Raw genomic sequence first — 18,913 nt, forward strand, 5'->3', positions numbered from 1 at the left:
GCCGGTCAGCCGGTCAGCCTGGGTGGGGTCGTTCGTCGGTGAAGTTGCCGACCTGGCTGCCGCTCGACGACGCGTCACTCGTGGAGCCGCCGGCCGGGGTGCTCAGGCCACCGGTGGTGGCGTCACCCGTGGTGGTCGGGGCCACCTTCCCGCGGTGCCGCTCCGGCTGGCGGGCCAGCCTGCGGGCGCTGGCCGGGCCGGCCGTGCCCCCCGTCGTGGTGACCGCGCCCTGACCGCGCGTCGGGCCGCCGTCGCGCAGCACGTTCGGGTCGACCGGCACGTGCGCCGGGTCGTCCGGATCCTCCTCCTGAATCACCCGCAGCACATCGGTCTGCGGCACGGTGACCTCGTCCACCGCGCCCTTGCCGTACACGCCGCCGGCGATCCGGTCCTCGGCCCGCCGGGCGGCCTCCTGCCGCATGTCGTCCTCACGCACGTCAACCACCTCGCAGCGTTCTCGGATCTCTGGTGCGTGCCCGACGACCGGCGGTCCAAACCCACGCTGGTCGTCCGCCCGGGTTCACCGGCGCGTCTCCCGCTGCTCGCCTGTCGGCCGCCCGGGCTGCCCATGCTGAGCCGCGGGTTGGCGGGACCCGCCCGCCCCCGAAGGGAAGACAGCGTGCGCACCGTACGCCGTACCACCCTCGCCGCGCTCCTGGCGGCGACCGTGACCGCCGGTCTCCCGGCGGCCGCCGAGGCGGCCCCGCGGCCCGGCCGAACCTTCGACCTCCAGGCCCACCGCGGCGGCCTGGGCCTGCGGGTGGAGAACACCCTCGCCTCGTTCGGCAACGCCCTTCAGCTCGGCGTGAGCACGCTCGAACTGGACGTGCAGATCACCGAGGACGGACAGGCCGTGGTGACCCACGACCGGAAGGTCAGCGCCGCCAAGTGCGTGGACACCGCACCGGCCACCCCGGGTGACCCGGAGTACCCGTACGTCGGAAAGTACGTCAACACGCTCACCCTGGCCCAGGTGCGCACGTTGGACTGCGGCTCGAAGACCCTGGCCGACAAGCCCGGCCAGCTCGCCGTGCCCGGCGCCCGGATGCCCCTGCTGCGCGAGGTCTTCGCCCTGGTCAAGCGCTACCGGGCGGACGACGTGATGCTCAATGTGGAGACCAAGGTGGAGGCCGGCGCGCCGGCCGAGACCGCGCCGCGCGAGCAGTTCGTGCAGGTCACCGCGCGGGAGATCCGGAACGCCGGGATGCTGCGCCAGGTGACGATCCAGAGCTTCGACTGGGGCGCGCTGATGCGGATGCGCCAGGTGGAGCCGCGACTGCCGCTGGTGGCCCTGACCAACTACGACTTCCTGCAGGTCGGCCAGCCGGGCGCCTCGCCGTGGCTGGGCGGCCTGGACATCGACGACTTCGGCGCCGACCCGATCGCCGCGATCCGCAGCTTCGGCGCGGCGGCCTTCTCACCGGTGCACGGCTTCCCGCAGAACGGCACAGTCACCGATGCCGGCTACCGGCCGTACGTGACGAAGGAGATGGTGGCGCACGCGCACCGCAACGGGATCAAGGTGATCCCGTGGACGGTGGACGACGTGCCGACCATGGCGAAGCTGATCGACGACGGCGTGGACGGCCTCATCACCGACTACCCGGACCGGCTGCGCGGGCTGCTCGCCGAGCGCGGCTACCGGCTGCCCCGGGCGTACGTCTCGCCCTTCGACATCCAGGCCCACCGGGGCGGCCGGGCCACCCGCCCGGAGAACACCCTCCCCGCCTTCGCGCACGCCCTGCAGAACCCGGCCATCTCCACTCTGGAGCTGGACACCGGAGTGACCGCCGACGGGCACCTGGTCGTGCTGCACGACCGGGCGGTCAACGGGTCGCACTGCGTGGACACCGCGCCGGTACGCCCCGGAGACCCGAAGTACCCGTACGTCGGGAAGCTGGTGCACGAGCTGACCCTGGCCCAGTTGAAGACCGTCGACTGCGGCGCGAAGACGCTGCCCGAGTTCCCCGCCCAGGTGGCCGTGCCGGGCGCCCGGATCCCCACCCTCGACGAGGTCTTCGCCCTGGTGTCGTCGAGCGGCCGGGACGACGTCCGGATGAACATCGAGACGAAGATCAGCCCGCTGGTGGCCGACACCGAGCCGTACCAGAGCTTCACCCGCAAGCTGGTCACCGCCATCGAGCGGGCCGACTTCACCCGGCGCGCCACCGTCCAGTCGTTCGACTGGCGCACCATCGAGTACGCCCACCGCCTCAACCCCCGCATCGACACCGTCGCCCTGGTCTGGCAGTACGGCCCGGTCGAGTGCGCCACCCTCGCCGACGAGTGCTCGCTGCAGGCGGTCTACGGCGACCCGACGGTGCGGAGCCCGTGGACCGCCGGTCTGGACTGGTGGCGCCACGAGGACCTGGGCAAGCTGGTCCGGCAGTCCGGCGCGACCACGGTGTCGGCGAACTGGCAGGTGCACGACCCGGGGCAGGGCACGGTGGCCTCGGCCGACTGGTACCTGCGGCAGAACCCGGCATACTTCCACGGACCGGACGTCCCGACCCTGCAGCGGCGGTACGGGCTCACTGTAGTCCCCTACACCGTCAACGACGCGGCGGTGATGCAGCGGGTCATCGACCTCGGCGTGGACGGCCTCATCACCGACGACCCGGACCTGCTGATCACGGTGGCCGTACGCAACGGCCTGCGCTGACCGACCGGCAGGAGCCCCGGGGAGACCACATCCGCCGCCGATCGGGTGTTACCTCTCCGGGGCCCTCGGGTAGACGCGGGGTGCCCCCGCCACGAAACGCGAACCGTGCCGTGGCCGAAACGCGGTAGCGGGGCGGGTGTGCAACTCATCGCATCCGAGGAGGACAAGATGAGCACGCAGGCTGCGTCCACCAGGCCCGTGAACCGGCCGATGCAGGAGACGCCGACCCGGGCGAGGCAGGACATGCCCGACCGGGCAGCGATGGAAGAGACCCGCCAGATGCCGATGATGCACGACGGCTTCCGGGAGCGGGCGCCGGGCACCGAGACGAAGCAGGCGTTCCTTACCACCGAGTTCTGGGTGTACGCCGCCGCCGTCGCGGTCGTCGTGGTCGTCTCGTACTGGCATGGCTCGATCACCAGCGGGCTGAAGATCACCAACCCGAACCTGTCGTGGTGGTACATCACCGTGCTGACCGCCGCGTACCTGTTCAGCCGTGGTCTGTCCAAGGCTGGTAGCACACGGCGGTCCTTCGCCGAGCGCCGGGCGGCCCGGCGCCAGTGAGCAACACCTGAGAGCGGCGGTGGCCCCGGGAGTTTCCCGGGGCCACCGCCGTGCGTGGACTACTCGAAGTCCCCGCCGAAGTCCCCGAAGTCGCCCTCGAAGGCGTCCTCGATCAGTTCACCGGCGACCAGGCCACCGGCCACCCCCAGGGCGGCGCCCGCCACCATGCCGCCGACCCCCGGCCCACGGCGCCCGTGGTGGCCGTGGTGCCCGTGCGGTCCGAAGCCCTGGGCCCGCAGGTTGCCGTAGCGAGAGGTGGTCTCCCGCAGCCAGCCGTCCACCACCTGGGCCCAGTCGGTGCGGCCCGCGTCGCTGTGCGGGACGGTGTACCGGCCGAAGACGTCGTGCCCGGCGGTGAAGAAGCCGCCCCGCTTGTCGCACTCCAGGATCACCTCGACGCCACGCTGGCTGGTCACGAAGGTCAACTCGACCTCGTTGACGGCCTGCGCGTACTGCGGCGCGGCGAAGAACTCGATCTCCTGATAGAACGGCAGCGTCTGCTGCACGCCGTAGATGTGGCCGCGCTCCAGGTCGGCGTGCTTGAACCGGAAGCCGAGCGTCTGGAACGCCTCGAGGATCCGCTCGTGGATCGGCAGCGGGTGCACCGCCACCTGGTCCAGGTCGCTCTTGTCCACCGCGCGGGCCACCGCGACCTCGGTACGCAGCCCCATGGTCATACCGCGCAGCCGCTGCCCGTACACGTCGGTGACCGGGGTCTCCCACGGCACCGGGAGCTGGAACGGGAGGGAGAGCTGCTGCTTCGGCGCCAACTCCAGGCGGCCGCTGACCGGCATCCGGTGGAACTCCATGATGCCGGCGTACTCGGAGTCGCCGCTCTCGACCTCGACCCGGGTGACCAGGCCGACGCTGATCTGCTCGATGCTGGCCGGCACGTCACCGCCGACCAGGTTGACGTGCCCGTCGAGGGCCAGGCCGGGCCGGGTGTTCGGGTTGGTCAGCACCGTGTCGACGCTCGGGCCGCCGACGCCGAACGCGCTCAGCATCTTCTTGAAGACCATCGCCACTCCGCTTCCACCTTCGGCACACTCCACGACAGAGCGCGCACGGGACCACCAAAGGCACGTTAACCTGCAGCGCTGTGAAGTGGCTGTGAGCACGAGGGCCTCCGCCGGCACGGCGCGCTCGTCGCGGTGTCAGTCGACCCTCACGACGATCAGCTCGCCGACCTGCTCGCCGATCTGCTGCCGTCCCTCCGCGGGCAGCCCGCCGTCGGTGATGAGCACGTCGGCCGCCGCGAGCGGGGCGATGGTGGCGATCCCGATGGTCTCCCACTTTGTGTGGTCGGCGAGCACGACGAGCCGCCGGGCGGCCGCGATCAGCCCTCGGTTGACCGCCCCCTCCAGCAGGTTCGGCGTGGTGAACCCGGTTCGCGGACTCATCCCGTGCACGCCGAGGAAGAGCAGGTCGACGTTGAGGGCGGCGATGGCCGCCTCGGCCACCGGCCCGGTCAGCGCGTCCGAGGGCGTACGGATGCCACCGGTGAGCACGACGGCCTGGTCGGGGCGGGGGTTCTGGTAGAGGGCGTCGGCGACCGGGACCGAGTTGGTGACCACGGTGAGCCCGCGAACGTCGGCGAGCCGGGCGGCCAGGGCGGCGGTGGTCGTGCCGGCGGAGAGCGCGATCGCCATCCCGGGCTCGACCAGACCGGCGGCCCGCTCGGCGATGGCCCGCTTCTCGGCCTGCTGCCGGATCGACTTCGCGGCGAACCCGGGCTCCTCGGCCGAGCCGGGACCGGCCAGCGTCGCACCACCGTGGACCTTGTCGACCAGCCCCCGCTCGGCGAGCACCTCCAGGTCCCGCCGGATGGTCATGTCCGACACCCCGAAGCGGCTGACCAGATGGCTGACCCGGACGCCACCACGCTGGCGGATCAGCTCCAGGATGGCGCTCTGCCGTTGCTGGGCGAGCATGGATCCTCCTTCGGGTGCAGGGGCCACGGTCAGGCGGCCTCGGCCGTCCGGTCCGTCGCCGGATCGCCGGCCCCCACCCTGGCCGGCGCCGGCTGGTCGGCGGCGCGGGCCGGGATTTCGCGGACCACCGCCACCTCGCCGGCGGGGACCACCAGCTCGCCGTCGCAGCGGCCGCCGCCGAGCAGCTCGACGCCGGTGACCGCCAGCCGGGCCTCGGCGTCGGTGTGGTTGATGACGAACAGCCAGCTCCGGTCGGCGGACCGGCGGCGGACCACCTCCACCCCCACCGGGGCGGCCACCGGCGGGCGGGCGCCGGACTCGGCGAGCAGCCGGGCGACGAGCCGGTCGGTGGCGGCCGCGTCCAGCCGGGTGGCGACGTACCAGGCGGCTCCGGCGCCGACCGCGTGCCGGGTCAGCGCGGGCACCCCGGGCAGCGGCCCGTCGGCGTACGAGGCGAGTACCTCCGCCCCGTCGGCGTGCAGCCACTCGGTCCACACGTCGGCGGTGGCGCCGTCGTCGAGGCGTACCCGCTCACCCTCGCGGAGCGGGAAGAACTCCTCGGTGCGGACGCCGAGCAGCTCCCGGAACGCGCCCGGGTAGCCGCCGAGCCGGATGTGGTCGTGCTCGTCGACGATGCCGCTGAAGTAGGTCACCAGGGCGGTGCCACCCGAGGCAACGAACGCGCGCAGGGCCTCGGCGTCGGCGTCGCGGACCAGGTAGAGGGTGGGCGCCAGGACCAGCCGGTAGCGGGACAGGTCGGCCGACGGGTGCACCACGTCGGCGGTGACCCCGGCCCGCCAGAGCGCGCCGTGCAGGGCGGCGAGCCGGTCCACGTAGGTGACGTCGGTGCTGGGGTGGGAATCGAGCTCGACCCCCCACCAGGCCGCGTAGTCGAACAGGATCGCCACCTCGGACTCGACCCGGCTGCCGCGTAGCTCGGCGAGGGCCTTCAGGTCGGCGCCGAGCCGGCACACCTCGCGGAACACCTTCGTCTCCGGTCCGGCGTGCGGGACCAGCGCGGAGTGGAACTTCTCCGCGCCCGCCCGGGAGGCCCGCCACTGGAAGAAGAGCACCCCGTCGGCGCCGCGCGCCACGTGGGCGAGGCTGTTGCGCCGCAGCTGGCCCGGGGTCTTGGCGACGTTGCGCGGCTGCCAGTTGACCGCGCTGGTGGAGTGCTCCATCAGCAGCCACGGCCCGCCACCGGCGACGCCCCGGGTGTGGTCGGCGGCGAGCGCCAGGTCGACGTGCGGCCGCGGGTCGGCGGCGATCAGGTAGTGGTCGTTGGCGACCAGGTCCACGTCGGACGCCCAGGAGTGGTAGTCCAGGTGCTTGACGCCGGTGCCGATCATGAAGTTGGTGGTGACCGGCTGCCGGGTGAGCCGGGTCAGCACCTCCCGCTCCGCACGCAGCTGGGCGCGCTGCTCGTCGGAGGAGAAACGCAGGAAGTCCAGTTGCTGGGTGGGGTTGGCGAAGGTCGGGGCGGTCCGTGGCGGGTTGATCTCGGCCCAGTCGTGGTAGCGCTGGCTCCAGAACGCGGTGCCCCAGGCGGCGTTGAGCGCGTGCAGGTCGCCGTAGCGCTCGCGCAGCCAGCGGCGGAACGCCTCGGCGCTGACGTCGCAGTAGCAGTGCACGTTGTGGCAGCCCAGCTCGTTGGAGACGTGCCACATCACCACGGCCGGGTGGTCGGCGTACCGGCCGGCGACGGCCTCGACCAGCGCGAGAGACCGCTGCCGGAAGACCGGTGAGCTGGGGCAGTATGCCTGCCGCCCGCCCGGCCAGAGGACCGTGCCGTCGGCGCGTCGGGGCAGCGTCTCCGGGTGTCGGTGGGCCAGCCAGGGCGGCGGACTGGCGGTGGCGGTGGCCAGGTCGACGCTGATCCCGCCGTCGTGCAGCAGGTCGAGCGCCCGGTCGAGCCAGCCGAACTCGTAGCGGCCGGGGGCGGGTTCCAGCAGGGCCCAGGAGAAGATCCCGACCGAGACCAGATTGACCCCGGCCCGGCGCATCAGCGCGACGTCCTCGACCCAGGTCTCCTCGGGCCACTGCTCCGGGTTGTAGTCGGCGCCGTACCAGATCCGCTCACCGTGCCAGGTCCGCATGAGTGCAGAGGGTGCCCCCCGAACGGCCACCAAGTCAACACTTTCCAACATCGACAGGGATTACCACGGTTGTCCGGTCTCGGCCATGTCACAACTGGGTTATCGCTGTCCGCTTCCCCCCTTGACAGCGCGGAACCAGGGGGTAGCTTCTACCGCCACCGGCTGTTTGTGTTCGGACATGTGGATTCGCGGTTGATCCACCGCCGGCGCGAACACCCATCCCACCATCACGGCTTTTGGACGCAGCGCACCTCTTCCCCGCAGGAGGCACCATGTCCCGTCCCCGATCGCAAGCCGACTACCTCGCCCGACTCGTGCCCCCGTCCGTCGCCGGCCTGAATCGCCGCTCGCTGCTCGCCGGTGCGGCCGGCGCGGGCGCGCTGCTCGGCACGGGACTGCTCGCCGGCTGCGGCTCCGACTCCGACTCGGGCGGAGGCTCGAAGACCGTCTCCGTCGGCTCGAACGCTTCGGACCCGACGCCGAAGGACGTCCTCGCCAAGCTGGCGGCCGGCTTCCAGAGCTCGTCCGGGGTCCAGGTCAACATCAACACGGTTGACCACAACACGTTCCAGGAGAACATCAACAACTACCTGCAGGGCAAGCCGGACGACGTGTTCACCTGGTTCGCCGGCTACCGGATGCGGTTCTTCGCCGCCAAGGGCCTGACCGGCGACGTCAGCGACGTCTGGGGCAAGCTCACCGGCTTCTCGGACGCGTTCAAGAAGGCATCCACCGGCGACGACGGCAAGCAGTACTTCGTGCCCGCGTCGTACTACCCGTGGGCGGTCTTCTACCGCAAGTCGGTCTGGCAGCAGCACGGCTACCAGGTGCCGACGACGCTTGACGACCTCACCACGCTCGCCGGGCAGATGAAGAAGGATGGTCTCATCCCGATCGCCTTTGCCGACAAGGACGGTTGGCCGGCGATGGGCACCTTCGACATCCTCAACCTGCGGATCAACGGCTACCAGTTCCACGTCGACCTGATGGCGGGCAAGGAGGCGTGGACCTCGGACAAGGTGAAGAAGGTCTTCGACACCTGGGCCGGCCTGCTCCCGCTGCACCAGCCCGACGCCCTCGGCCGGACCTGGCAGGAGGCCGCCCAGTCGCTGCAGCAGAAGAAGAGCGGCATGTACCTGCTCGGCCTCTTCGTCGCCCAGCAGTTCAACGACAACGAGCAGGACGACATCGACTTCTTCACCTTCCCCGAGATCGACTCGACCATCGGCGCCAAGGCCCTGGACGCGCCGATCGACGGCTACATGATGGCCCGCAAGCCGAAGTCCGAGGCCAACGCCAAGAAGCTGCTGGATTACATCGGCGGCGTCGACGCCGCGAACATCATGGTGAAGGGCGACCCCGGCACCCTGGTCGCCAACAGCGGCGGAGACACCAGCGGCTACACCGCGCTGAAGAAGAAGGCCGCCGAACTGGTCGGCTCGGCCACGGAGATCGCCCAGTTCCTCGACCGGGACACCCGGCCGGACTTCGCCTCCACGGTGATCATCCCGGCGTTCCAGCAGTTCATCAAGAACCCGAAGGACATCAGCGGGCTGCTCACCAGCATCGAGAACCAGAAGAAGTCGATCTTCACCAGCTGACGGCGGAAGGGAGGAGGACACCATGTCCGACCTGCCCCTGATCCAAGCGGATCGCGCCGTACCACCGCCGGCCGCGACCACCACCACGAGTGGTCGCCGCCGGCGGCTACGGCTCCTGTCCCGCACCGACCGCGTGGTGATCACGCTGATGGTGCTGGTACCCATGCTCCTCGTCGTCGGCCTGGTCTGGCTGCCGGCGCTGGCCACCGTGCTGCTCTCCGGCACCAACTGGGACGGCATCGGACCGTTCAGCGAGATCGACTGGGTCGGCCTGAAGAACTACGACGACGTGGTGAACATCTACCCGCCGTTCGTGCCGGCGATCCAGAACAACCTGCTCTGGCTGGCCGCGCTGTTCGTGGTGGCCACCCCGTTCGGGATGTTCCTCGCCGTGCTGCTCGACAAGGAACTGCGCGGCAGCCGCTTCTACCAGACCGCGCTCTACCTGCCGGTGGTGCTCTCCCTGGCGCTGATCGGCTTCGTCTGGCAGCTCATCTACAGCCGCGACCAGGGCCTGCTCAACGCGCTGCTGGGCACCCAGACCGACTGGTACGGCGACCCGCACGTGAACATCTGGGCGGTGCTCGTCGCCGCCGGCTGGCGGCACGTCGGCTACATCATGCTGCTCTATCTGGCCGGCCTGAAGGGCGTCGACCCGTCGCTGCGCGAGGCGGCCGCCGTGGACGGCTCCTCCGAGGCCAGCACCTTCTTCCGGGTGGTCTTCCCGGTCATGCGGCCGATCAACATCATCGTGCTGGTGGTGACGGTGATCGAGTCGCTGCGCGCGTTCGACCTCGTGTGGGTCATCAACAAGGGCCGCAACGGGCTGGAGCTGATCTCCGCGCTGGTCACCGCGAACGTGGTGGGCGAGGCCAGCCGGATCGGCTTCGGCTCCGCCCTGGCGACCATCATGCTGGTCGTCTCCCTGGTCTTCATCACCCTCTATCTGGCCACCGTGATGCGGGAGGGCCGGCGATGACCACCGTCCTGACCCGGGAGACCACGGCCACCGCGCCGGCCGGGCGCCGCCGGCCACTGCGGCCCGCCCGGGTGGTCCTGCACCTCTTCCTGGGTACGGTCGCCGTCGGCTGGCTCTTCCCGATCCTCTGGGCGACGCTGACCTCGCTGCGGTCCTACGAGTACACCGCCACCCACGGCTACGTCTCCCTCGGCGGCTGGACCATCGACAACTACGTCACCGCCTGGCGGACCGCGGAGTTCGGCAAGCACTTCCTCAACTCCGTCTACATCACGGTGCCGGCGGTGCTGCTGACGCTCTTCCTCGCCTCCTGTGTGGCGTTCGTGATCGCCCGGTTCAGCTGGAAGTTCAACCTCGTGCTGCTCGGGCTGTTCACCGCGGCGAACCTGCTGCCGCAGCAGGCCCTGCTGATCCCGCTGTTCCGGATGTTCACCGAGATCCCGCTGCCGGCCTGGATGAGCGACTCGGAGCTGCTCTACGACAGCTACTGGGGGCTGATCCTGGTCAACGTCGCCTTCCAGTGCGGCTTCTGCGTCTTCGTGCTGAGCAACTACATGAAGGCCCTGCCGCACGACCTGTACGAGGCGGCGATGGTGGACGGGGCCAGCGTGTGGCGGCAGTACTGGCAGGTCACCATGCCGCTGTGCCGGCCGGCCCTGGCCGCGCTGGCCACCCTCGAGGTGACCTGGATCTACAACGAGTTCTTCTGGGCCACCGTGCTGATGCGCACCGGCGACAAGTTCCCGGTGACCAGCTCGCTGAACAACCTGCGCGGCGAGTTCTTCACCGACAACAACCTGGTCTCGGCCGGCTCGGTGCTGGTCGCGATCCCCACCCTGGTGATCTTCTTCCTGTTGCAGAAGCAGTTCGTCCGGGGCCTGACCCTGGGAGCCAGCAAAGGATGACGATCCTGCACCTGCGCCGGGCCCGGACCAGCCTGGTGCTCGACGCGCGCGGCCCGGGCCTGCCCCGGGTCGTGCACTGGGGCGCCGACCTCGGCCCGCTCCCCGCCGACGAGCTGCCCGCCCTGGTCGACGCCACCATCGCGCCGGTGGTGCCGAGCAGCTTCGATGCGCCGACGGTGCTGTCGCTGCTGCCCGAATCCAGCGCCGGCTGGAGCGGCCGGCCCGGCCTGGCCGGCCACCGCGACGGTCGGGACTGGTCCACCGCCTTCCGCCTCGACGGGCTCGACGTCGTCGACGTCGCCCCGGAGCCGAGCCGGGTGGCGGGGGGCGGGGAGGCGGTGCGCGTATCCGGGGCGGAGCGGGACCTCGACGGGGCCGGGGCCGCGCGGGTGACCGTGCGGGCGGCGGACCCGGGCGCGGGCCTGACCCTGACCGTCGAGCTCACGCTCGACCCGACCGGACTGCTGATGCTGCGGCACCGGCTGCGCAACGACGGCGACCGGCCGTACGAGGTGCGGGACCTGACCCCGGTGCTGCCGGTGCCGGCGGTCGCCACCGAACTGCTCGACCTGACCGGGCGCTGGTGCCGGGAACGCGCCCCGCAGCGGCACCCGTGGTCGATGGGCGCCTGGGTACGCGAGGGCCGGCACGGCCGCACCGGCCACGACGCCACGCTGCTGCTCGTCGCCGGCACGCCGGGATTCTGCTTCGGGCACGGCGAGGTGTGGGCGGTGCACACCGCGTGGAGCGGCGACCACGTCACGGTGGCGGAACGCCGCCCGACCGGGGAGTCCGCCCTGGGCGGGGGCGAACTGCTCACCCCAGGCGAGATCGTGCTCGCCCCCGGCGCGGAGTACGCCACTCCCCTGCTCTACGCGGTCCACTCGACCGACGGGCTGGACGGGCTCAGCGACGTGCTGCACACCCACCTGCGGGCCCGCCCGCAGCACCCGCGCGCACCCCGCCCGGTGACCCTCAACGTCTGGGAGGCGGTCTACTTCGACCACGACCTGGACCGGCTCAGGGACCTCGCCGACCGGGCCGCCGAGGTGGGCGTGGAACGGTACGTGCTCGACGACGGCTGGTTCCGGGGCCGCCGGCACGACCGGGCCGGGCTCGGCGACTGGTGGGTCGACGACGACGTCTGGCCGGACGGGCTGCAACCGCTCATCGACCACGTCCGCGGACACGGGATGCAGTTCGGGCTCTGGGTGGAGCCGGAGATGGTCAACCCGGACTCGGACCTGTTCCGGGCCCACCCGGACTGGCTGCTCCAGGCGCCCGGCCGGCTGCCGCCGGAGTGGCGGCACCAGCAGGTGCTCGATCTCGCCCACCCGGACGCGTACGCCCACCTGCTCGGCCGGCTGGACGCAGTGCTGACGGAGCACGACGGGATCGCGTACCTGAAGTGGGACCACAACCGGGACCTCACCGAGGCCGGGCACGGCGGCCGGCCGGGGGTGCACGCGCAGACCGTGGCGGTCTACCGCCTCCTCGACGAGCTGCGGGTTCGCCACCCCGCAGTGGAGATCGAGAGCTGCTCGTCCGGCGGGGCGCGGGTCGACCTGGAGATCCTGCGCCGCACGGACCGGGTGTGGGCCAGCGACTGCAACGACGCCCTGGAACGGCTGTCGATCCAGCGCTGGACCGGCCTGCTGCTCCCACCCGAACTGGTCGGCACCCACATCGGACCGGAACGCTCGCACACCACCCACCGCGTGCACGACCTCGGCTTCCGGGCGGTCACCGCGCTCTTCGGCCACCACGGCATCGAGTGGGACATCAGCGGGATCACCGCCGCCGAGCGGGGGCAACTCGCCGCCTGGGTCGCCCTGCACAAGCGGCTGCGTCCGCTGCTGCACGGCGGCCGGGTGGTCCGGGTCGACCACCCCGACCCGGCCGTCCAGGCGCACGGCGTGGTCGCCCATGACCGGTCCCACGCGGTGTACGCGATCTCCCGGCTGACCACCTCGGTCGCGCAGGTGCCGGGCCCGGTACGCCTGCCGGGGCTGGATCCGGCGCGGCGCTACCGGGTGCGGCCGCCGGCCGGGCTGCCGGAGCCGGCGGTGCTGGAGCTGACCCCACCGGCCTGGCTGGCCTCGGCCGACGGGGTGACCCTCGGCGGGTCGGTGCTCGCCTCGGTGGGGCTCCAACTGCCGGCCCTGCACCCCGAGCAGGCGCTGCTGCTGGAGGTCACCGCCGTCGGCTGAGAATTCCTGGAATTTCTCCGCCCCGGATGTCGAGAACCGGAGTGGCAGCTTCTACCTCAGGGTGGAAGCGCCGAGAATCGGTGCACAGGCGTGAGGAGCGAACCGTGAAGTACATGCTGCTGATGCAGTTCAGCGCCGCCGGGGCCGACTTCCCGTCGATCGACACCTGGACGCCGGAGGAGATCCGGGCGCACATCGGGTTCATGGGTGAGGTCAACGCGAAGCTCACCGCCGACGGGGAGTGGGTCCAGGCGGAGGGCCTGGGCGGGCCGCAGCAGGCGCGGATCGTCCGGGCTGGCGAGGGCGGCGCCCCGGTCGTCACCGAAGGGCCGTTCGCGGAGACCAAGGAGTTCCTCGCCGGCTGGTGGATCGTCGACTGCGAGACGCCGGAGCGGGCGGTCGAGATCGCCGCGCACATCTCCACCGCGCCCGGGCCCGGCGGGCGACCGCTGAACATGCCGATCGAGGTGCACCCGATCATGTCGGCGCCGCCACAGGAGATCTGACCGCTGGGCACCCTGGACCGGACCGTCGAGGACCTGCTGCGCGAGCTGGCGCCGCAGGTCCTCGGCGTGCTCGCCCGCCGGTTCGGTGACTTCGCCACCGCCGAGGACGCGGTGCAGGAAGCGCTGCTGGACGCGGCCACCCAGTGGCCGGCGCAGGGGCTGCCGGACAATCCGCGCGGCTGGCTCGTCCAGGTCGCGTACCGCCGGATGATCGAGTTGGTCCGGGCGGAGGCCGCCCGGCGGGACCGGGAGGACCGCGCCGCCCGGCGGGAGGGCGACCACCGGCGGACCGCGCCGGCCGCGGACGAGCCGCTGATCTCGGACCGGGACGACACCCTGGTTCTGCTCTTCCTCTGCTGCCACCCGACGCTGTCGACCGCCTCGGCGATCGCGCTGACGCTGCGGGCGGTGGGTGGGCTCACCACCGCCGAGATCGCCCGCGCGTTCCTCGTCCCCGAGCCCACCATGGCGCAGCGGATCAGCCGCGCCAAGCAGCGCATCCGGAGCTCCGAGCTGCCGTTCCGGATGCCGGACGAGGGCGAGCGCGAGTCCCGCCTCGCGGCGGTGCTGCACGTGCTGTATCTGATCTTCACCGAGGGGCACACCGCCAGCCTCGGCACGGACCTGCGCCGGGTGGACCTGTCCGAGGAGGCGATCCGGCTGGCCCGGGCCATGCACGCGCTGCTGCCGGACGACAGCGAGGTGGCCGGCCTGCTCGCCCTGATGCTGCTCACCGAGGCCCGCGCCGCCGCCCGGACCGGCCCGTCGGGTGAGCTGATCTCCCTGGCCGACCAGGACCGCAGCCGGTGGGACGCCGCCGCGATCGCCGAGGGGACCACGCTCGTCACCCGGGCGATGGCCCGCGGGCCGGTCGGGGCGTACCAGCTCCAGGCCGCCATCGCCGCGCTGCACGACGAGGCGCCCACCGCCGCGCAGACCGACTGGCCGCAGATCCTCGCGCTCTACCAGGTGCTGGAACGCCTCTCCGGGAACCCGGTGGTGTCGCTCAACCGCGCGGTGGCGACCGCCATGGTGCACGGCCCGGCCGCCGGGCTGGACGCGCTCGCCGCGTTGGACGCCGATCCCCGGATGGCCGGGCACCACCGCCTCGACGCGGCCCGGGCGCACCTGTACGAGATGGCCGGCGACCGGGACGCCGCGGTAGCCCACTACCGGGCCGCCGCCGGGCAGACCACCAGCCTCCCCGAGCAGCGCTACCTGCAGATGCGCGCCGCCCGGCTGGCCCAGCGCTGATCGTTGATCCACTCCGGATCGGCGAGGTGGCGGTAATCCGGGCGGCGCAATACCGCCACAGCGCCGATCCGGGCCGGCCGGGTCGGGCGGGCCAGGCCGTCGGGAGGGTCAGCTCGCCGTGCAGGTCAGGGATGGGGCGGTGTTGGTGCCGTTCCAGCTGCCGAGGAAGCCGAAGCCGGTGCTGGCACCGGCACCCAGCAGGCCGTTGTAGTCGACGTTGCGCGCGGTGTACGCCGTGCCGCTGTTGCTGATCGTGGCGTTCCCCAGGTGTGGTCATCCCCACCACAGGATGATGCGCCAATACCGATCAAGCCCGGACTGTCGGCTGCATCCCTCCCGCCGTCAACATTCGCGGCGACGAAGGGTTGGATCATCGCGGGTGCTCAGCGGGCGGGCCGGGTGAGTCCGGTGTCGTAGGCGATGATCACGGCGTGGACCCGGTCCCGGGCGCCGAGTTTGCTGAGGATCCGGCTGACGTTGGTCTTGATGGTGGACTCCGCCAGGTGGAGATGGGTGGCGATCTCCTTGTTGGTCAGCCCGGTGGCGAGGTCGCGCAGGACCTCGCGCTCGCGGTCGGTGAGCTGGGCCAGACGCGGGTCCATCCCGCCTCCGGCGGTGCCGGTCGCGCTTCCGGGTGGGTTGCGCGTGTATGCGTCGAGCAGGCGACGGGTCAGTGCGGGGGCGGCGACCGCGTCGCCGGCAGCGACCGCCCGGATGCCGTGGAGGAGTTCCTCCGGTCGAGCGTCCTTGAGCAGGAAGCCGCTCGCACCCGCCAGAAGCGCTTGATAGACGTACTCGTCCAGGTCGAACGTGGTGAGCACAAGGACCCGGGAGCGATCACCCGAGGCGGTGATCTGGCGGGTGGCTTCGATGCCGTCCATGCCCGGCATGCGGATGTCCATGAGTACGACGTCGGGGCGCAGTCGCGCGGCCAGCCGGATGGCCTGCGCGCCGTGCTCGGCCTCACCCACGACGGAGATTCCGCTGTTGCCGTCGAGCAGCATCCGGAACCCGAGCCGCTGTAGCGGTTGGTCGTCGACGATCAGAACGGTGGTCATGGTCGCTCCGGTCGGGACGAGGGTCGGGCGAGGCGGGGCAGGATGGCGCGGACGGTCCATCCTCCCGCCGGCCGGGGTCCGGCCGTGGCAGAACCTCCGGCCAGGGCCGCTCGTTCGCGGATACCGATGAGCCCTCGGCCTGCCCGGTCGCCGACCGGCGCGGGGGCCGGGTCGGGTGGACCGGTGTCCGTGACGGTGAGGCGCACCTCCTGCTCGGTGACCTCGACAGCGACCCGCACGCTGGTGCGGGGGCCCGCGTGTTTGATGCTGTTCGTGGTGGCTTCCTGAATGATCCGGTAAAGCGCGAGTTGCAGGTCGCGGGCCAGATGCCTGAGGTCGCCGGCGGTCGTGTAGGTGACCTGCGGTCCGGCGGCGCGAACGTGGTCGAGTAGCCGATCAACGTCGGCGACGCCGGGCTGCGGGCTGAGTTCGGCGTTCGCCACGGTCGCGGTCACGTCGAGCGGGCGCTCGCGGAGGGCGTCCAGGGTACGGCGCAGCTCGGTCAGCGCTTGGCGGGCGGTGTCGCCGATGATGTGCAGGGCTTGGGCGCCAGCCGCCGGGTTGGTGCTGATCCGGAACTCGCCACCGTCCGCCAGACCGACGATGACGGCCAGGCTGTGGCCGAGAATGTCGTGCATTTCGCGGGAGACCCTGGCCCGTTCGGCGAGGGTGGCCAGCCGTTCGCGCTGTTCCCGCTCGGCCTCGGCGCGCGCGGCCCGTTCAGCCAGCGCCGCGAGCCGTGCCTGTCGGTCGCGGGCGACCAGGCCCAGGGTGGCGCCCGCGGTTGCGGCGCTGGTCAGGAAGAACAGCCCGACCCAGAACTGCTGATGGAGCTGCGGTACCCGGAAGGCGGCGATCGGCAACGCGGCCAGGGTGGTTGCGCCGGCCCAGGGCAGCAGCCACAGGGGCGCGTATCGGGCCAGGGTGTACAGGCAGATCATCAGGCTGGCGTCGCTGCGCGGGATCACCCCGGTCGCCCAGTGCGCCAGACACAGGGCCAGGAAGACGGTGAACACAGCCAGCGGCGCGCGGCGGCGCCAGGCCAGGGCGGCGCACTGGACCGCGATCGTGGCCGGTACCAGCGCGCCGGGTAGTTCGATGCCGAAGCCCTGCGGGATGGCCGGCTCCCGCTGCCAGTTGACCTGGCCGAACAGCAGAATGGCCCCGGCCAGTAGGGTGTCGAACCACCAGGGGTGGGCGCGGAACGCCCGGTGAGCCCTGCGCAGCGGATCGGGCCACACTGGAGCGTGGCCCGAGCCGGTTGCCGCGGTGGAGGTTGAGAGCCTCACGCGTCGGTCCGGGCCAGCCGCCAGGCCGCCCCCGCCAGCGCTAGGGCGGTCCAGCCCGCGAAGACGGCGAGCCCGGCTTGCGGGGTGAGGGCGTGCGCCGACTGGTGCAGGGCGAACATCGAGCCGCCCGCGTTGCCCGGCAGGTACGGGCTGATGTCGTCCCGCAGGCTGTCCGGCAGCAGATCGGACAGCAGGGGTACCAGCAGCAGGACGGCAGCGAGGATCGAGATCCCGCCGGCGGCTGAGCGCACCAGCGCGCCCAGCGCCACGCCGAGCACCCCCACCAGCGCGAGGAATCCGCCGGCCCCGGCCAGGCTGCGCAGCACCCCGGGTGCCGAGAGCGACAGCGCAACGTCCGTACCCTGGAGCGGTCCCGCTCCGGCGAGGAAGGCGAGGAACGCGCCAGCGCTGCCCACGACGAGGGCCACCGCCCCGAAGATCGCACTCTTGGACCACAGAACTGGAAGGCGGCGGGGCACTGCCGCCAGCGTCGCGCGGATCAGGCCGGTGGAATATTCACCCGCGGTGAGCAGCACGCCCAGGGTGCCGAGCGCGAGCTCGCCGAACTTCATTCCGGTCAGGGCGATGCTGACCGCGTTGGCGGCGGGGCCCCCGTTGCCCCCGCCCGGGCCCAGTCCGGGGCCGCCGGGGCTGTAGGTCGTCGCGCGGACGAGGCCGAGCAGGAGCAGGAAGAACAGGGCCAGGCCCAGCGTGATCCAGGTGGAGCGCAGCGACCACAGCTTGGCCCATTCCGAGCGCAGCACCCGGCCGCCGGTCACCCGGTAGGTGGGACGTTCGGCCGTGCGGGTGGCGGGAACGGCGGGGGCGGAAGATGGCGTGGTCATCACGAAGCGCTCCGGAGGGTGCTGGTAAGGGCAGCGGTGGTGGTGCCGTGGTAGTCGACCGCGTCGCCGGTCAGGGACATGAAGGCGTCCTCCAGCGAGACACTCCGCGGGGTCAGTTCATACACGGCGATGCCGTGGTCCGCCGCGACCGATCCGACCTGACGGGCCGTCAGTCCGACGACCTCAAGCTCCTCCGAGCCCGCCGCACCGGTGATCTCGACACCTGGGCCCAGCAGCAGCTCACGGAGCCGGGCCGGGTCGCCGCTGACCACCTTCACGCTGTGGCCACCAGCGTCGCGGATGAACTGAGCCACGGTGGTGTCGGCCAGGAGCCGGCCGCGCCCGATCACGATGAGCTTGCTCGCCGTCAACGCCATCTCCCCCATCAGATGCGAGGACACGAACACGGTCCGGCCCTCGGCGGCGAGCCCGGTCAGCAGGTTCCGGATCCACAACACGCCCTCGGGGTCCAGCCCGTTCACCGGCTCGTCGAGGATCACGGTCTGCGGATCGCCGAGCAGCGCCGCGGCGATGCCCAGACGCTGCCCCATCCCCAGCGAGAACGCGCCGGCCCGCTTGCGGGCGACCGCTGCCAGCCCGGCAAGCTCGATCACTTCGGCCACCCGGCGCCGAGGAATGCCATGGGTGAGCGCGAGAGCGCTCAGATGGCTCACCGCCGAACGCCCCGGATGGATCGATCGCGCCTCCAACAGTGCGCCGACCTCCTGGAGCGGGGCCGCGAACTCGCGGTAACGGCGACCGTTCACCCTGGCCGAACCACTGGTCGGGGCATCCAGTCCCAGGATGACGCGCATGGTGGTGGACTTCCCGGCACCGTTCGGGCCCAGGAAGCCGGTGACCTCACCTGGGCGGACGGTGAACTCCAACTGGTCCACGGCGGTCTTGTCCCCGTACCGCTTGACCAGCTGACGGACCTCGATCATGCTCGTGCCCCTGCTTTCGGTGTGCAGTCTGACGGCCACCTGACGGCCGCAGGACCACCGTAGGAAACC

General features: G+C 71.7%; 17 protein-coding genes. 8 read left to right on the forward strand and 9 right to left on the reverse strand.

Features of this window, described 5'->3' with window-relative positions; genetic code table 11:
* Positions 1-13: 13 nt before the first annotated feature.
* A complete protein-coding gene (locus A6A27_RS20960) occupies positions 14-436 on the reverse strand; it encodes a hypothetical protein (protein ID WP_073836345.1) in 423 nt (140 codons plus the stop codon).
* Positions 437-619: 183 nt separating this feature from the next.
* Between A6A27_RS20960 and A6A27_RS46840 the strand changes: the two genes are divergently transcribed.
* Complete coding sequence (locus A6A27_RS46840; RefSeq protein WP_274534570.1) at positions 620-2,662, forward strand: glycerophosphodiester phosphodiesterase family protein; 2,043 nt, start codon at positions 620-622, stop codon at positions 2,660-2,662.
* A 168-nt stretch (positions 2,663-2,830) separates the two neighbouring features.
* Positions 2,831-3,226 carry a hypothetical protein gene (locus A6A27_RS20980; protein WP_073836402.1) on the forward strand — a complete coding sequence of 132 codons (396 nt, stop codon included), beginning with the start codon at positions 2,831-2,833 and terminating at the stop codon, positions 3,224-3,226.
* Between the two features lie 59 nt (positions 3,227-3,285).
* Here A6A27_RS20980 and A6A27_RS20985 read toward each other — a convergent pair whose 3' ends face one another.
* The 3 genes from A6A27_RS20985 to A6A27_RS20995 form a co-directional block, all read right to left on the reverse strand.
* Complete coding sequence (locus A6A27_RS20985; RefSeq protein WP_073836403.1) at positions 3,286-4,245, reverse strand: sporulation protein; 960 nt, start codon at positions 4,243-4,245, stop codon at positions 3,286-3,288.
* 135 nt (positions 4,246-4,380) lie between these two features.
* Complete coding sequence (locus A6A27_RS20990) at positions 4,381-5,157, reverse strand: DeoR/GlpR family DNA-binding transcription regulator (protein ID WP_073836346.1); 777 nt, start codon at positions 5,155-5,157, stop codon at positions 4,381-4,383.
* 29 nt (positions 5,158-5,186) lie between these two features.
* Positions 5,187-7,253, reverse strand: a complete 2,067-nt coding sequence (locus A6A27_RS20995) for a beta-galactosidase (protein WP_073836347.1) — start codon at positions 7,251-7,253, stop codon at positions 5,187-5,189.
* A 272-nt stretch (positions 7,254-7,525) separates the two neighbouring features.
* On the opposite strand from A6A27_RS20995, the gene A6A27_RS21000 reads away from it, so the two are divergent.
* From A6A27_RS21000 to A6A27_RS21025, 6 genes are all read left to right on the forward strand, one after another.
* Positions 7,526-8,854 carry an ABC transporter substrate-binding protein gene (locus tag A6A27_RS21000; protein ID WP_073836348.1) on the forward strand — a complete coding sequence of 443 codons (1,329 nt, stop codon included), beginning with the start codon at positions 7,526-7,528 and terminating at the stop codon, positions 8,852-8,854.
* 22 nt (positions 8,855-8,876) lie between these two features.
* Entirely contained in the window at positions 8,877-9,833 is a 957-nt protein-coding gene (locus A6A27_RS21005) for a carbohydrate ABC transporter permease (RefSeq protein ID WP_073836349.1), read from the forward strand.
* Positions 9,830-10,738, forward strand: a complete 909-nt coding sequence (locus tag A6A27_RS21010; protein WP_073836350.1) for a carbohydrate ABC transporter permease — start codon at positions 9,830-9,832, stop codon at positions 10,736-10,738. The genes A6A27_RS21005 and A6A27_RS21010 overlap by 4 nt, the downstream gene beginning before the upstream one ends.
* Positions 10,735-12,948 carry an alpha-galactosidase gene (locus A6A27_RS21015; protein ID WP_073836351.1) on the forward strand — a complete coding sequence of 738 codons (2,214 nt, stop codon included), beginning with the start codon at positions 10,735-10,737 and terminating at the stop codon, positions 12,946-12,948. Before A6A27_RS21010 ends, A6A27_RS21015 begins: the two co-directional genes overlap by 4 nt.
* A gap of 113 nt (positions 12,949-13,061) precedes the next feature.
* Positions 13,062-13,454, forward strand: a complete 393-nt coding sequence (locus tag A6A27_RS21020) for a YciI family protein (protein WP_198940385.1) — start codon at positions 13,062-13,064, stop codon at positions 13,452-13,454.
* Positions 13,455-13,520: 66 nt separating this feature from the next.
* Positions 13,521-14,708 (forward strand): DUF6596 domain-containing protein, encoded by a 1,188-nt coding sequence (locus A6A27_RS21025; RefSeq protein WP_241825370.1) that lies wholly within the window; start codon positions 13,521-13,523, stop codon positions 14,706-14,708.
* A 108-nt stretch (positions 14,709-14,816) separates the two neighbouring features.
* Here A6A27_RS21025 and A6A27_RS21030 read toward each other — a convergent pair whose 3' ends face one another.
* The 5 genes from A6A27_RS21030 to A6A27_RS21050 form a co-directional block, all read right to left on the reverse strand.
* Positions 14,817-14,975 (reverse strand): cellulose binding domain-containing protein, encoded by a 159-nt coding sequence (locus tag A6A27_RS21030; protein WP_083672750.1) that lies wholly within the window; start codon positions 14,973-14,975, stop codon positions 14,817-14,819.
* Between the two features lie 116 nt (positions 14,976-15,091).
* Entirely contained in the window at positions 15,092-15,766 is a 675-nt protein-coding gene (locus A6A27_RS21035; RefSeq protein ID WP_073836354.1) for a response regulator, read from the reverse strand.
* Positions 15,763-17,055, reverse strand: coding sequence for a sensor histidine kinase (locus tag A6A27_RS21040; protein ID WP_073836355.1), 1,293 nt, complete (start codon positions 17,053-17,055; stop codon positions 15,763-15,765). Before A6A27_RS21040 ends, A6A27_RS21035 begins: the two co-directional genes overlap by 4 nt.
* Positions 17,052-17,900: a hypothetical protein gene (locus tag A6A27_RS21045; protein ID WP_073836356.1), complete on the reverse strand. Its 849-nt coding sequence runs from the start codon at positions 17,898-17,900 to the stop codon at positions 17,052-17,054. Before A6A27_RS21045 ends, A6A27_RS21040 begins: the two co-directional genes overlap by 4 nt.
* Entirely contained in the window at positions 17,900-18,844 is a 945-nt protein-coding gene (locus tag A6A27_RS21050; RefSeq protein WP_073836357.1) for an ATP-binding cassette domain-containing protein, read from the reverse strand. Before A6A27_RS21050 ends, A6A27_RS21045 begins: the two co-directional genes overlap by 1 nt.
* Between the last annotated feature and the right edge of the window lie 69 nt (positions 18,845-18,913).

This window comes from Micromonospora sp. CB01531 (assembly GCF_001905095.1).
In the GTDB taxonomy this organism is placed as follows: domain Bacteria; phylum Actinomycetota; class Actinomycetes; order Mycobacteriales; family Micromonosporaceae; genus Micromonospora.

What these genes read in the sequence shown, in the direction of transcription:
- A6A27_RS20980 (WP_073836402.1), top strand. Translation starts at nt 2,831, where the DNA reads ATGAGCACGCAGGCTGCGTCCACCAGGCCCGTGAACCGGCCGATGCAG.
- A6A27_RS20985 (WP_073836403.1), bottom strand. Translation starts at nt 4,245, where the DNA reads ATGGTCTTCAAGAAGATGCTGAGCGCGTTCGGCGTCGGCGGCCCGAGC.
- A6A27_RS20990 (WP_073836346.1), bottom strand. Translation starts at nt 5,157, where the DNA reads ATGCTCGCCCAGCAACGGCAGAGCGCCATCCTGGAGCTGATCCGCCAG.
- A6A27_RS20995 (WP_073836347.1), bottom strand. Translation starts at nt 7,253, where the DNA reads ATGCGGACCTGGCACGGTGAGCGGATCTGGTACGGCGCCGACTACAAC.
- A6A27_RS21000 (WP_073836348.1), top strand. Translation starts at nt 7,526, where the DNA reads ATGTCCCGTCCCCGATCGCAAGCCGACTACCTCGCCCGACTCGTGCCC.
- A6A27_RS21005 (WP_073836349.1), top strand. Translation starts at nt 8,877, where the DNA reads ATGTCCGACCTGCCCCTGATCCAAGCGGATCGCGCCGTACCACCGCCG.
- A6A27_RS21010 (WP_073836350.1), top strand. Translation starts at nt 9,830, where the DNA reads ATGACCACCGTCCTGACCCGGGAGACCACGGCCACCGCGCCGGCCGGG.
- A6A27_RS21015 (WP_073836351.1), top strand. Translation starts at nt 10,735, where the DNA reads ATGACGATCCTGCACCTGCGCCGGGCCCGGACCAGCCTGGTGCTCGAC.
- A6A27_RS21020 (WP_198940385.1), top strand. Translation starts at nt 13,062, where the DNA reads ATGCTGCTGATGCAGTTCAGCGCCGCCGGGGCCGACTTCCCGTCGATC.
- A6A27_RS21035 (WP_073836354.1), bottom strand. Translation starts at nt 15,766, where the DNA reads ATGACCACCGTTCTGATCGTCGACGACCAACCGCTACAGCGGCTCGGG.
- A6A27_RS21045 (WP_073836356.1), bottom strand. Translation starts at nt 17,900, where the DNA reads ATGACCACGCCATCTTCCGCCCCCGCCGTTCCCGCCACCCGCACGGCC.
- A6A27_RS21050 (WP_073836357.1), bottom strand. Translation starts at nt 18,844, where the DNA reads ATGATCGAGGTCCGTCAGCTGGTCAAGCGGTACGGGGACAAGACCGCC.